Consider the following 13190-nt stretch of genomic DNA (forward strand, 5'->3'; position numbering starts at 1 on the left):
CCATGGTTTACGTGCAGAGAGACGAGAAGGGCAGGGTTCTGCGGGTGGAGCACGAGCCCTTCGACAGCATGACCCAGAGCATGCCGGCCGGCGATCCGGAAGTCCGGACCTGGTTCGCCAGCCGCTGTCTGCATGACCATATGATGTCCCTGCAGCATTCCGACCTGGAACTGGTGCGGGTCATCGAGGATCTGGTGCAGGTGCTGGTGAGTCGGGGCGTGATGAATTACACCGACCTGCCGACACCCGCCCGGCACAAACTCCAGCACCGCGCCAATACCCGCTCCCAGGTGGGGGATCTGGGGCAACTGGTGCCGGAGGATCTCCGCTTGCCCTATTGAGCGGCCAGGCACTTTTCTCGCGAATGAATCCGCCCCCACAGGGGAATGCACAGGTTTGAAGGCCCGCACGGACAGCCCCCTCTCCCGCTTGCGGGAGAGGGTTGGGGAGAGGGCGGCCGGAGCTGGCTGGGCTTCCCAGGGGCAGGCCTTCGGCCTGCTTGGCGAATGGATTCGCCCCCACAGGGAGTGCACGGGCCTGAAGGCCTGCACGAATAGCCCCCTCTCCCGACTGCGGGGCGCAAAGCGGGGTTGGGGAGAGGGCAGCACCGTTTCATCCATGCCATGGCGCCGGAGCGCCAATCAGGCGGCCCATGGCGCCCCGGATGCCCAGTTCCCGAAGCACATCCAGTTCACCCTGGGATTCCACCATCTCCGCGATCAGCGGCAGGTCGATGCTGTTGGTGGCGCGGAACAGGGCCTCGATGAACAGGCGCTTGTCGCTTTCCTGGTCGATGGCGCGGATGTAGGTGCCGTCGATCTTCAGGTAGGCAAGGCCCAGGTGGGCGAGGTTGCCGATCAGGCTGAAGCGGCCACCGAAGTGTTGCAGGCCGACGCCATAGCCGGTTTCACGGATCGCCTGGCAAAGCGGCCCGAGTTCGCTGGCCGGCGGCAGGTGGCGTTCGTCCAGTTCCAGGGTGAGCAGCTGCGCCTGCTGGGGATGGGCCTTGAGCAGGGCGAGCAGGCGCTCGCGCTGTTCGCCCGGGCGCAGGCTGGTGGCGGACAGGCTGAGGGCGATGGGCGATGGCGATTGCTGCAGGTGTGCCAGGCAGTGCTCGAGCATCGCCAGGTCGAAGCGTGCGGACCAGCCCAAGCGATCGATCCAGGGCAGGAATCGCCCGGCGGGGACCGCTTCACCCTGGGGATCGAGCAGGCGCGCCAGTACCTTGTGGTGCAGGGTTTCGGCGGTGTTGGCGCACAGGCTCACCGGCTGGAAGAACAGGCGCAGCTTGCCCTGGTTCAGCGCATCGTCGATCCAGGCGCGCCAGTCGTGCAGGCTCTGGCCCGGCGCGGCGTCGAAGTCGTCCAGGCGTACCCAGGGGCGGTCGCTGCCTTGCGCCGCCTGGGCCAGGGCCTGGTCGGCGCGGCTCATGACCCGGTGGATGTCTTCGCCCGGCCGGTAGGCGGCGATGCCGAGCAGGGCGACCGGGCTGCGGTCACTGGCGCCGGTGGCATGCAGGTTTTCCAGTTGACTGGCAAGGTCGGCAGCCAGCTGTTCGGCATCTTCCCCGGTGACACCGGGGCAGAGCAGGGCGAACTCGCCGCCGCGGCTGCGCGATGCCAGCCAGTCGGGATTGCCCCTTTTCTGCACCAGGTTGCCGAGGATTTCTCCGATTTCGCGGATCAGCGCGTCGGTGCGCTGGCCGCCGAGGCGCTGGTTGAGTCCGCCGAGGTCGTTGACCCGCAACAACAGGAGGTAGCCGGCGGCGTTCTGGTCGTTGGGCACCAGTTGGTTGGCCAGGCGGATATCGAACTGGCGCCGGTTGGCAAGGCCGGTGAGGCTGTCCTGGTAGGCCTCTTCGCGCAGGCGTTCGCTGCGCGCGGCTTCTTCCGCGAAGAGGTTGCGCAGCTTGTCCACCATCTGGTTCATGGCCAGCACCACGCGGCGCAGTTCCGGGGTACGCGGAACCTTGGGCAGGGCGAGGAATTCGCGGCGGCTGATGGCTTCGGCCTGCTGCACCATGTTGTCCAGGGGGCGCAGTTGCGTGCGCAGCAGCCAGGCGCCGACCAGGGCGCTGACCACGCCGCAGAGCAGCAGCCAGGCGAGGCTGCCGATGGCACTGTCCCAGAGCTTGGCCAGGGCGAACTGCGGATGGCTGAGCACCTCCACGCGCGCGGCCTGCTGCCAGCCGCGCATGATCAGCGCGTCGCCGCCCTGGGGTTGCAGGTTGACCAGACGGGCGAACCAGCCCGGCACCTGTTCACTGCTGGTGGTGGTGCTGCGTTCGGCGATCACGCCGCCATCGGGGATGCGCACCACGCGGATGCTGGCGAAGTAGCCGCTGTCGAAGATGGAGCTGACCATCAACTCGATCATCGCCGGGTCGTCCACGTGGGGCGTCATGGACAGACCGAGGGCGGTGGCGGCGTCCTGGGCGTGGGAGCGCAACTGGCTGAGCAACTGCTCGCGGGAACTTTCCACGCCCGCGATGAAGCTGCCGGCGAAGGCCAGCGCGAGCAGCAGGCAGATGGCCAGGAACAGTTGCTTGAGTAACGACATGGGCTAACCCTCTCCAATGGCGAAGCCTTCGGCTCTCATTTTTTTCAGCAGGTCCTGCCAGCGCGACAGTTTCTTGGTGTCCCCGGCGCGCTTGGCGCCGGTGTAGAGGCCTTCGGCATTGAAGGCGTACACCGGCAGGAGGTCGTTGCGCTGCGACGCCGGACGTATCTCGCCGATCAGGTTGTCCAGCACCAGCGGGTCGGCGGTGGGCGTCTTGTAGTAGGTGAGGACCATGTGCGCCTGGTTCTGGCGCAGGGCCTTGACGTAGGTGATGCGCAGCTTCTCGGCGGGGATGCCGAGCCGGCGCAGGGTGAAGTACTTGGCGATGGAGTAGTCCTCGCAGTCGCCGGCTCCCTTGACCAGGGCCTCGACGGGCGTGGCCCAGTAGTCGTTTTCGCGCCAGGTGCGGATGTCGTCGGTGAAGCGCAGCTGGCGGTTGAAGAAACGGTTGACCGTCGTGAGCTTCTGGCTTTCGGGCAGGTCGATGCTGGTCTGGATCAGTTCGCTCCAGGCGAGGATGCGGCCCTTGGCAGGACCGAGGTCGCCATAGCGTTTGGTGGCGTTCTGCAGGATCAGGTCGAAATCCCAGTTGGCCAGCACGCTGGCCAGGCAGAGCAGCAGGCCGGCGAGCAGGCAGCCGCCCTGCCAAACCAGCCACGAGGGTTGCCGCAGTCCCTTTGCCGCCCATCGTTGCCGCATTCGCCGTCTCTCCGCCCCGGATGCTCAGAGTCTAGGCGGGAATCGGAGTTTTGCCGGCAGCGGGTTTCAGTCGCTGCGCAGGGTCTTCTGGCGAAGGATATAGATGCTCACCAGTACGGCGCTGGTGAGCATGAAGCCACGGGCCCAGGGCAGGGGCACGAGGAAGCAGGAGAGGGTGATGCTGGCCCACATCAGTACCAGGGCGTAGACCTTGCCCTTGAGAGGAATGCCCTCGCCGTCCAGATAGTCGCGGATCCAGTGGCCGAGCTTGGGGTGTTCCACCAGCCAGAGGTAGAAACGCCGCGAGCTGCGCACGAAGCAGGCCGCGGCGAGCAGCAGGAAGGGGGTGGTGGGCAGGACCGGCACGAAGATGCCGATCACGCCCAGGATGACGCTGAGCCAGCCGATGATCAGGAGGATCATGCGCAGCGCCGGGTGGCGCTGCTGCTGGATATCGCGGTGCGCCATGCGCGCCGGCCTTAGTGGTGGCGGGGTTTGAGCAGCGCGGGTTTTTCTTCTGGTGCGTTGCAGAGCAGGAACAGTGCGGTCAGCAGCTCGGGGATCTGTTCGACCATTTCGTCCACCAGGTCGCGGTCCCGGGCGATCTCGGCGAATTCGGGCTGCTCGTCGAACAGGCCGGAGCCCACCATGATCGGCAGCAGCAGTTCGCTGACTTCCTCTTCGGCGTTCTCGAACCAGGTTTCCTCACGCAGGAACACGCCTTCCATGAAGCCGATGCACCAGCCGCGCAGGTCGGAATCGTCCGGGTCCTCGCCCAGGTCCAGGTCGCAGGGCAGCTCGGGGTCTTCGTCGCTGGCCAGTTGACGGCCAATGTGGGCCTTGAGGGCGAGCAGGGTGGATTCGATCTCTTCGCGCTCGGCGTCGCTGCGGTAGTGCGGCGGCTCGGAGAACAGGGCGTCGATCCATTCGCGCTCGGGCACCTGGTCCGGGCAGATCGACAGGGCGCTCAGGTAGCCATGGGTGGCCACATAGTCCAAAGCCTCTTCGTGCAGGTCATCGGCGTCGAGAAAGGCTTGCAGGCGGGACAGTTGCTCAGCGAAGGACATCGTGGGACTACCTTGAGGAATAAACGACGCTGAATTCTAGTCGAGTGCGAGGGCCGCGGCAAAAGGCGCGGGCGATAGGCGTGGCCAATTTGCCGGTGCGGCTGACGTATAATGCGCGGCTTGTTCCGGAGACCCCCATGCTCGACCAGGCACTGCGCATCCTCAAAGACGTATTCGGCTACGACGCTTTCCGCGGCAACCAGGCCGCGATCATCGAACGTGTAGCCTCGGGTGGCGATGCCCTGGTGCTGATGCCCACAGGCGGCGGCAAGTCGCTCTGCTACCAGGTGCCGGCGCTGCTGCGCGAGGGCCTGACGGTGGTGGTTTCGCCGCTGATTGCGCTGATGGAGGACCAGGTCGCCACCCTGGACGAGCTGGGCGTTCCGGCGGTTGCACTGAATTCCACGCTGTCGGCGGATGCCCAGCGGGAGATCGCCGAGCGTCTGCGCCAGGGTGAGATCAAGCTGCTCTATCTCGCGCCGGAACGCCTGGTGCAACCGCGCATGCTGGCCTTCCTCCAGCGGCTGCAGATCGGCCTGTTCGCCATCGATGAGGCCCACTGCGTGTCCCAGTGGGGCCACGACTTCCGCCCCGAGTACCTGCAACTGGGCCAGTTGGCCGAACTCTTCCCCAACGTGCCGCGCATGGCGCTGACCGCCACCGCCGACATGCGGACCCGCGAAGAAATGGTGCAGCGCCTGCACCTGCAGAACGCCGAGCGTTTCCTCTCCAGCTTCGACCGCCCGAACATCTTCTATCGCATCGTCGCGAAGGATCAGCCGCGTAAACAGCTGCTGGGCTTCCTCGCCGAGCGACGTGGCGATGCGGGCATCGTCTATTGCATGTCGCGCAAGAAGGTCGAGGAGGTGGCGGCCTTCCTTTCCGAGCAGGGGTTCCCGGCGCTGCCGTACCACGCCGGCCTGTCCAACGACCTGCGGGCCTTCCACCAGAAGCGCTTCCTCAATGAGGAAGGGTTGATCATGGTCGCCACCATCGCCTTCGGCATGGGCATCGACAAGCCCAACGTGCGCTTCGTGGCTCACCTGGACCTGCCCAAGTCCCTCGAAGCCTATTACCAGGAAACCGGCCGTGCCGGCCGCGACGGCCTGCCAGCCGACGCCTGGATGGCCTACGGGCTGCAGGACGTGCTGCTGCTCAAGCAGATGCTGAGCAACTCCGAAGGTGACGAGCGCCACAAGCGCATCGAACAGCACAAGCTCGACGCGATGCTGTCTCTCTGCGAGGAAACCCGCTGCCGCCGGCAGGCGCTGTTGGCCTATTTCGACGAAGAGCTGTCGCAGCCCTGCGGCCACTGCGATATCTGCACCGACGGCGTACAGACCTGGGACGCCACCGAGCCCGCGCGTCTGGCGCTCTCGGCCATTCACCGCAGCGGCCAGCGCTACGGCGTCGGCCATCTGGTGGATCTGTTGCTCGGAAGGGACAACGAGAAGGTGCGCTCCGCCGGCCACCAGCACCTCTCGGTGTTCGGCATGGGCAAGAACCTTTCCGAAGGCGATTGGCGCACCCTCTACCGCCAGTTGGTGGCCCGCGGCCTGGCCGATGTCGACCTGGAAGGCTTCGGCGGCCTGCGCCTGACCGAGGCCTGCCGCCCGCTGCTGCGTGGCGAGGTGCAACTGGAGTTGCGCCGGGACCTTTCGACCAAGGCACCCAAGCCCACCGCCAGCGCCGCCAGCCAGTTGGTGCGCGGCGAAGAGCGCGAGCAGTGGGAAGCCTTGCGTACGCTGCGCCGCAAACTGGCGGAAGAGCACAGCGTGCCGCCCTACGTCATCTTCCCCGACGCGACCCTGCTGGAAATGCTCCGCAGCAAGCCGCGCAGCCTTTCCGAAATGGCCCGGGTCAGCGGCGTGGGCGCGCGCAAGCTGGAGCGTTACGGCGAAGCCTTCCTCGAAGTGCTCAACGGCAACGCTGCCGGAGAAGCGCCGCGTGCCGTCAGCGACCTGCGCCATGAACTGGTGAGCCTGGCCCGTGCGGGCATGACGCCGACGCAGATCGCCCGTCAGCTCAATTGCAGCGAGAAGAACGTCTACAGCCTGCTGGCCGAGACCATTGGCAACCAGCAGCTGAGCCTGGAGCAGGCGCTGGACCTGCCGGAAGAGTTGCTGGGCGAGATCCAGGACGCCTTCCTCGACGGCGAGGGCGAACTGCCGCCCGTGGCCGAGGTGGCCGCGCTGTTCGCCGGCCGTGTGCCCGACGGGGTGCTGCATTGCGTACGTGCGGCGCTGCAGGCGGAGTTCGAGGCCTGATCCGACACCGCCAGCTTCGTCGAGGTTGATTTCTATCTGCTCAGCCGTGAGACGCGCTGGTGGGTGTTGGCCCTGCGGGGCCTGCTGCGACTTTTCATGCAGGACCCGATTCGTCGCTCCGGATGGCGCGCGCCGTGACTGTCCGGGGCCTTGGCCGGTGTTAGCATCGCCGCTCCTCCCGCATCGAGCGATTCGCATGGACAAGCTGATCCAGGCTGACGGCCAGCCCCGCTACGGCATATTTCCCGCTGCACCGGGCCTCATCAACTACCGCGACTTCGACTTCCGCTCACCCATGGGGCGCCGCCTGGGGGCATTGGCCAAGTGGCGGCGCTTCCACCAGTTCCAGTACTTCGGCCTGCTCGGCAACGAACTGATCGGCGGCTGCGCCCTGGCCAACCTGAGCCTGGTGGGCGTCGGCTTCGTCTACCTCTTCCATCCGGCCAGTGGGCGCATGATCGAGCGCCAGTTCAAGCTGCCGCTGGGCCTGGGCACGTCGTTCTCGCAGGCGCCGGACGTGGGCATCTGCGAATTGCGCCAGGGTCGCAACCTGCTGCGCCTGGAAAACTGTGCTGATACCGGCGAAAAGCGTCTGCGGGTGGAACTGGATGACGGCACCCGCATCGATGCGTCGTTCAGCGAGCGGGAGCCGGCGTTCCAGCCCATGTGCATCTGCACGCCGACGGCGGTGAATGGCTGGGTGTACGCGCAGAAGGTGGCAGGGGTCGCCTGTCGCGGCCAGGTGCGCAGCGCCCTGGGCAACTTCGATCTCGCACAAATCGGCGCCTTCGCCCATCACGACTGGTCCGCGGGCTACATGCGCCCGGAAACCAACTGGAACTGGGCCTGCCTGTCCGGCCCGGCTGACGGGTTGCGGGTCGGGTTGAACCTGTCCTGCGGAGTGAACGAGACCAGCTTCACCGAAAACTGTTTCTGGTTGGATGGGGAGCTGATCAAGGTCGATACGGTGCGTTTCGCCTTCGACCGCGACCAGCCGCTGAGGACCTGGAGCGTCGCTTCCCATGACGGCCAGGTGGAGCTGAGCTTCATCGGCGAGGGCCTGCATGAGGAGCGCCTGAATCTCGGCATCATTGCGAGTAACTTCAAGCAGGTATTCGGTCGCTTCAGTGGCACCCTGCGCCCAGTGGGCCGTGCGCCGCTGCAGATCGACAGGATGTGGGGCTTTGTCGAGGACCAGTACGTCAAGTGGTAGGGCGGGGGGACTTGCTCGTGGCTTGCGGCTATGATTAGCTCGCTAATTATTAGTATAAGAAGTCCGAGTCAATTTCGATGTCCTACCCCGATCAACACCGTTTCGCCATGCAACTCGCCCAGATGTCCCGTGCATGGCGCGCCGAACTCGACCGCCGCCTGGCCGGCATGGGGCTGTCCCAGGCCCGCTGGCTGGTCTTGTTGCACCTGTCCCGTTTCGAGGACTTGCCCACCCAGCGCGAGCTGGCCAAGAGCGTCGGCGTCGAAGGCCCGACCCTGGCCCGTCTGCTGGACAGCCTCGAAGCGCAAGGCCTGATCCAGCGTATGGCCGTAGTCGAGGATCGCCGGGCGAAGAAGATCGCCCTGTGCCCGCCGGCCCGTCCCCTGATCGAAAAGATCGAAGCCATATCCAGCCAACTGCGCCAGGAGCTCTTCGCCGGTATCGATGAAGAAGAGCTGCGCCGCTGCCAGCAGGTTCATGCGCGGATTCTGGCGAACCTGGAACGCCTCTGATGGGGCAGGACCTGGAGGCGCTTCACCAGCGCTTCGGAGCCCGCTATCCGCAATTGCTGCTGGGCCTGCTGATGCTCGGCAGCATGGCGATGATCCTCGCCTCCACCAGTATCAACGTCGCATTGCCGGCGATCATGGCCGACTTCGACATCGGCCGGCCGCTGGCGCAATGGCTGTCCACGGGATTTCTCGCCGCCATGACGGCCGGCCTGTTGCTGGCCGCCTGGTGCCAGGCACGACTGGGCGCACGGCGCACGGTGCAATTCGGGCTCGGCCTGTTCGGCCTGGCATCGCTCCTGGCCCTGGTGGCCACATCGGCCTGGCAACTGATCGCCCTGCGCATCGTCATGGGGGCCTGCGCCGGCATCATCCAGCCGCTGGCGATGGTGCTGATTTTCCGCGTCTATTCCGAAGGCGGTCGAGGCCTGGCCCTGGGTATCTACGGGCTCGGTATCATGGTGGCGCCGACTCTCGGGCCGACCATCGGTGGCTACCTGATCGACCATTTCGGCTGGGGCGCGGTGTTCTGGCTGCCCCTGCCGCTCTGTCTCCTGGCACTGATCGGCGCCCAATGGCTGATGCCCAGCGTGCGCGACCGCAATACGCCAGGCGTCGACCTGCCGGCCTTCATCCTCCTCAGCGTCGCCCTGTTCGCCCTGCTGGGTGCCCTGGCCGAGGCCCAGCGTTTCGGTTGGCTGGCGAGCAGCGCATGGCTGCCGGGATTGCTTGGCGTGGGATGCGCCTTGGCCTTCTTGCGCCGTAGCCGCGCTTGCGAACGCCCCCTGCTGCCGCTGCAGCTCTGGCGCCATGCCGCGTTTCGCAAGGCGAGCTGGGTCGCCCTGGCGCTCGGACTCGGGCTCTATGGCTCCACCTACCTGATCCCGCTCTACCTGCAGACGGTCGAGGGCTACAGCGCCGGACGAGCGGGTCTGCTGCTGCTGCCGACCGGCGTGGTACTGGGGGTGGCGTCCTTTATCGGTGGCTGGGCGAGTGACCGTCTGTCGGCAGCTTCCATGCTGGTGTTCGGCCTTCTGGTGTTCGCGCTGTCGTCGGTGGCCCTGGGGTTGGTGGGGCAGGGGGCTTCATTCCTGGCGCTCTGCGGCTGGGCCTGCGTCGGCCGGCTGGGGCTCGGGTTGCTCCTGCCGGCGATGAGCACGGGGGCACTGGACGTTCTCAGTTCGGAAGAGCTGGCGCTGGGAGCTGGTGCCATCACGTTCGTTCGTCAGTTGGGTGGGGCTTTCGGCGTCAACCTGCTGACCTTCTTCATCGAGTGGCGCCATGCTGCGGGTGGTGGCGATGCCGCAGCCGAAATACTGGCGTTCGAGCAGAGCTTCTGGCTGGTTGGGTTACTCTTCCTGATGGCTGTCGTGCCGGCTTGGGGCGTGCGTCCTGCAAGGCGCTGAGCGTGCAGGTTGCACGATGAAAATTTTGTCAAGCCCCTAGCGAAATCTTTCCTATAGTGGAGTAAGCTACACGAGACGTTTGTGGCCAGCTGCCATTACACCGGACCAGGGAGCAGAGGCCCGGAGGTGCAGGTCTCGAGTGGGATGGATAAGGAGCTCCACACCACTATCATTGTTTTTTTAAGGTCAACGTAATTCACGTCGCTTCAAGGGTGCCCGGGCGGGACATCAGGAGCCAGATGCGTGATTGAATGCGGATGATCGGGGAGGACATATGGCAAGGGTTCACAAGCTCCTTTTGACGCTTGCATCCGGCTCTGCACTTTACTCGGGCCTGGTACCAGCGTTGGGGCTAGGCGAAATTACCTTGCACTCCGCTCTCAACCAGCCACTGGATGCCGAGATCGAGTTGCTGGAGGTCGGTGACCTCAACGACAGCGAGATCAAGATCCGCCTGGCATCCGCCGAAGATTTCGAGCGTGCTGGCGTCGATCGCTTCCTCTTTCTCAACGACCTGCGCTTCAGCCCGGTCATCCGTGGTTCCGCCAGCCGTATCCGCGTGGTGTCCAGCAAGCCGGTCCGCGAGCCTTACCTGAATTTCATCGTCGAAGTCGCCCGCCCCAACGGCAAGCTGCTGCGCGAATACACCCTGCTGCTGGATCCGCCCGGTTCGGCATTCACCCCGATCGCCGCACCGGTCAGCCCGGCCCGGGCTACCGCGGTCGCAGCCGCGAGCATTGCCCCGGTACAGCCCAAGCCGGCGCCAGCCGCGACCCAGGGCAAGCGCTATGAGGTTGTACGAGGCGACAGCCTCTGGCTGATCGCCAAGCGCCTGAGCGTCGGGAGTGGCATGACCCAGCAGCAGATGCTGGAAGGCATCTACACTCTCAATCCCCAGGCATTCTCGGGGGGTGACATCAACCGTCTGCGTGCCGGGGAATCCCTGCTGCTGCCCGATGGCGCCGTCCAGGCCACTGCCCCGGCAGCGGTCGCACAGAGCGCAGCACCAACCCCAACCTCAACGCCGGTCCCCGCTGTCGCAACACCTGCCGATCCGGCCCTGGATGAGCTGACCCAGGCGCAGCAGCGCGTGGATTCCAGCATCGCCCAGGGCGAGGCCGAGCGCGCCGCGCTGCGCCAGCAGCTCGCTGAGCTCCAGGCCGAGCTGGACGCCATGCAGCAGCGGCTGAGCGGCAGTGATGAGCAAGTGACCGCGCTGCGCAACCAGCTCCAGCAGATGACTGCTGCGCCGGTCGTCGAACCGGCGAAGGCCGAGCCGGCCGCCGCAGTTCCCGTGGTGATGCCCGCCGCCCAGGCTGCCGAACAGCCGGCACCGGCTCCGCTACAGGAGAGCAATTCCGGCATCAGCCCGTTCTGGTGGGCAATCATGGTTTCCGGCCTGCTGCTGTTGTTCCTGCTGGATTGGGTGCTGTTGCGCCGCTCCCGTCGTGATGCCCAGGAACTGGAACTGGAAGAAGCCCAGACCGCTGGCAAGGCCAAGGTGGCTTTCCAACACCGTCACGAGGAAGCACGGCCGGTTGCGCCGGTCATGCCGCAACCGGCGCCTGTCGCTGCCAGCGTCACCGCTGCCGCCCCGCTGCAGGTGGTTTCGGCTCCCGCCGCCAAGGCTGCACCCGACGCGCTGGAAGGCGCCAACATCTACATCGCCTATGGCCGCTGGCGCGAGGCCCTGGCCGTGCTGCAGCCGGCTGTTGCCCAGGAGCCCGATCGCGTCGACCTGCGTTTCCGCCTGCTGGAAGTGCTGGGCGAGCTGCGTGATCCGGTTGCCTTCACCCTTGAAGAAGCCGCCCTGCGCGAACGCCACGCTGACCAAGAGCGCCTTGCCGCAATCGTTGCCCGTTACGCCGATCTCGGTTCGGCGGCAGCGTCGAGCGAGCCCGTTTTCGAGCTGGACGAAACTATCCCGGCCGAGGCGAGCAACGAACCCATCGACGATCTGCAATCGGACTTCGACGGCTATCCGCTGGATGCCGACTGGGAACAGGTCAGTCCTTTCAAGACCGACGAGCCCAAGCGCAAGGCCACCGTGGTCCAGGCCTTCCCGACGGTGGAGGACGACCTGGGCTTCCCCGCCAACCTGCAGGAGCTGCCGGAAGTCTTCGAACTGACCCTGGATGCCGACACCCTGAGCCCGTTCGGCGAGCTGCCGGAGCTGGCCCAGGCCGAGGGACTGGACGAGCTTACCGCGGAGTTCGTGGACCCGATGGTCAGCCTGGAAGAGCTGGACAAACTGGACGCCCGCCAGGAGAACATCACCAAGCTCAACCTGGCTCTGGCCTACATCGAGCAAGGCAATATCGAGGCGGCCTGCAGCATCCTCAACGAAGTCATCAGCGATGGTGACGATGAGCAGAAGCAGGAAGCGCGCGATCTGCTGGCGAAGATTGCCTGAAGCGATTCAGCCCTCCAATGAAAAAGCCCGGATCTGATCCGGGCTTTTTCGTTTTGTCGCCCGGATTTCATCCAGGCTACGGAGCGGGTTTCTGCTCGCTCCTACAAGGTCCGTGACCGCGCAGGTTGAGAGCGTCCCATCATCCGCTTGGCCGCCAGTACCAGCCAGCAGGCAAGAATGAAGGGCGCAGTCATGGCGGGTAGGCCGATGGCGGCGAAGCCGGGTTGCAGGGCCACGCCGAGGAAGATGCCTGCCAGGGGGCACCAGGGACGGCGCAGGTCCTTGCCCAGGGCCAGGGCGATCAGGGCGCCATTCAGGCTGAATAGTCCACCCAGCACCGCTTGCATCGGCATGCCATGGAGCAGCGCCAGGATCAGCGCGGTGGCCGAGCCCAGCAGCGCCCAGATCCCCACCCGCCAGCCGGCCAGGAACAGTGCGGCCAGTACCAGGCCGCCGGCGATGGGCTGGTCGAGGAAAATCACCTGGCCGATGCCACGCACCAGCGCCAGTGGCGTGTCGACCCAGTCGGGGTGCAGCGTAGCGGCGGCAGTGGGTGCGGGTGTCAGTTCCAGTGGTCCGCCCAGGGCCAGCATCAGCCAGCCGAGGCCGACGAAAGGGGAGGTGTAGGCCGGCAGCCAGTTGCGCTGGCGGGAGGCCTTGAGCAGGGCGTTGAGCACCAGGCTGGAAAGGCCGGCGGTGCAGAAGATCAGCAGTGCCAGGTAGAGAGAAGGCTCGAAACGCACGCTCAGCAGCAGGCCGAGCAGGACGCCGTTGTAGCCGTACAGCCCCGCTTCGATATCTTCGGGGGCGTAGCGGCGGCGCACTGCGGTGAGCCAGGCGGTGGCGCCACCCAGCAGGGCGCCGCCCAGCAGGTTCGGGGCGCCCACGGCGATGGCGAGCAGGATCAGCGCACCGCAACCGGGGTGGCGCTGGAGGAATATCTGGCTGAAGCCGTTCAACTGGGCGGATGCCCAGCTACGGACTTCGGGTCGTAGTGGCAGTCGGTACATGGCAGCTTGAAAAAAGGAGGCGCCCCGGTGAGGGGGCGCCCGTATAA

11 protein-coding genes are annotated in these 13190 nt (G+C 65.9%); 6 read left to right on the forward strand and 5 right to left on the reverse strand.

What is annotated here, in order from left to right:
• Positions 1–2: 2 nt before the first annotated feature.
• Complete coding sequence (locus ACFW0B_RS03105; protein ID WP_449146490.1) at positions 3–341, forward strand: tryptophan synthase subunit beta; 339 nt, start codon at positions 3–5, stop codon at positions 339–341.
• A 271-nt stretch (positions 342–612) separates the two neighbouring features.
• Here ACFW0B_RS03105 and lapD read toward each other — a convergent pair whose 3' ends face one another.
• The 4 genes from lapD to ACFW0B_RS03125 all read right to left on the reverse strand — a co-directional run bounded on the left by lapD (position 613) and on the right by ACFW0B_RS03125 (position 4325).
• Positions 613–2559 (reverse strand): cyclic di-GMP receptor LapD, encoded by a 1947-nt coding sequence (lapD, locus tag ACFW0B_RS03110; RefSeq protein ID WP_449146491.1) that lies wholly within the window; start codon positions 2557–2559, stop codon positions 613–615.
• 3 nt (positions 2560–2562) lie between these two features.
• Positions 2563–3258, reverse strand: coding sequence for a cysteine protease LapG (lapG, locus tag ACFW0B_RS03115; RefSeq protein ID WP_449146492.1), 696 nt, complete (start codon positions 3256–3258; stop codon positions 2563–2565).
• Positions 3259–3324: 66 nt separating this feature from the next.
• The gene (locus ACFW0B_RS03120; RefSeq protein WP_449146493.1) at positions 3325–3726 is read right to left on the reverse strand and encodes a YbaN family protein; all 402 of its coding nucleotides are present in this window, start codon (positions 3724–3726) and stop codon (positions 3325–3327) included.
• 11 nt (positions 3727–3737) lie between these two features.
• Positions 3738–4325 carry a UPF0149 family protein gene (locus tag ACFW0B_RS03125; RefSeq protein ID WP_449146494.1) on the reverse strand — a complete coding sequence of 196 codons (588 nt, stop codon included), beginning with the start codon at positions 4323–4325 and terminating at the stop codon, positions 3738–3740.
• Between the two features lie 137 nt (positions 4326–4462).
• Here ACFW0B_RS03125 and recQ point away from each other — a divergent pair, with 137 nt between their 5' ends.
• From recQ to ACFW0B_RS03150, 5 genes are all read left to right on the forward strand, one after another.
• Positions 4463–6592 (forward strand): DNA helicase RecQ, encoded by a 2130-nt coding sequence (gene recQ / locus ACFW0B_RS03130; protein ID WP_449146495.1) that lies wholly within the window; start codon positions 4463–4465, stop codon positions 6590–6592.
• A gap of 196 nt (positions 6593–6788) precedes the next feature.
• A complete protein-coding gene (locus ACFW0B_RS03135; RefSeq protein WP_449146496.1) occupies positions 6789–7805 on the forward strand; it encodes a DUF2804 domain-containing protein in 1017 nt (338 codons plus the stop codon).
• Positions 7806–7882: 77 nt separating this feature from the next.
• Positions 7883–8317 (forward strand): MarR family transcriptional regulator, encoded by a 435-nt coding sequence (locus ACFW0B_RS03140; protein ID WP_449146497.1) that lies wholly within the window; start codon positions 7883–7885, stop codon positions 8315–8317.
• Complete coding sequence (locus ACFW0B_RS03145) at positions 8317–9720, forward strand: DHA2 family efflux MFS transporter permease subunit (protein WP_449146498.1); 1404 nt, start codon at positions 8317–8319, stop codon at positions 9718–9720. Before ACFW0B_RS03140 ends, ACFW0B_RS03145 begins: the two co-directional genes overlap by 1 nt.
• Before the next feature lie 274 nt (positions 9721–9994).
• Positions 9995–12133, forward strand: a complete 2139-nt coding sequence (locus ACFW0B_RS03150) for a FimV/HubP family polar landmark protein (RefSeq protein WP_459251681.1) — start codon at positions 9995–9997, stop codon at positions 12131–12133.
• A 101-nt stretch (positions 12134–12234) separates the two neighbouring features.
• Here the strand turns inward: ACFW0B_RS03150 and ACFW0B_RS03155 are convergent, their stop codons facing one another.
• Entirely contained in the window at positions 12235–13143 is a 909-nt protein-coding gene (locus ACFW0B_RS03155) for an urea transporter (protein WP_449146500.1), read from the reverse strand.
• Positions 13144–13190 lie beyond the last annotated feature (47 nt).

The sequence above is a fragment of the Metapseudomonas phytobenefica genome, from assembly GCF_043392685.1.
Taxonomy (GTDB): Bacteria; Pseudomonadota; Gammaproteobacteria; order Pseudomonadales; family Pseudomonadaceae; genus Metapseudomonas.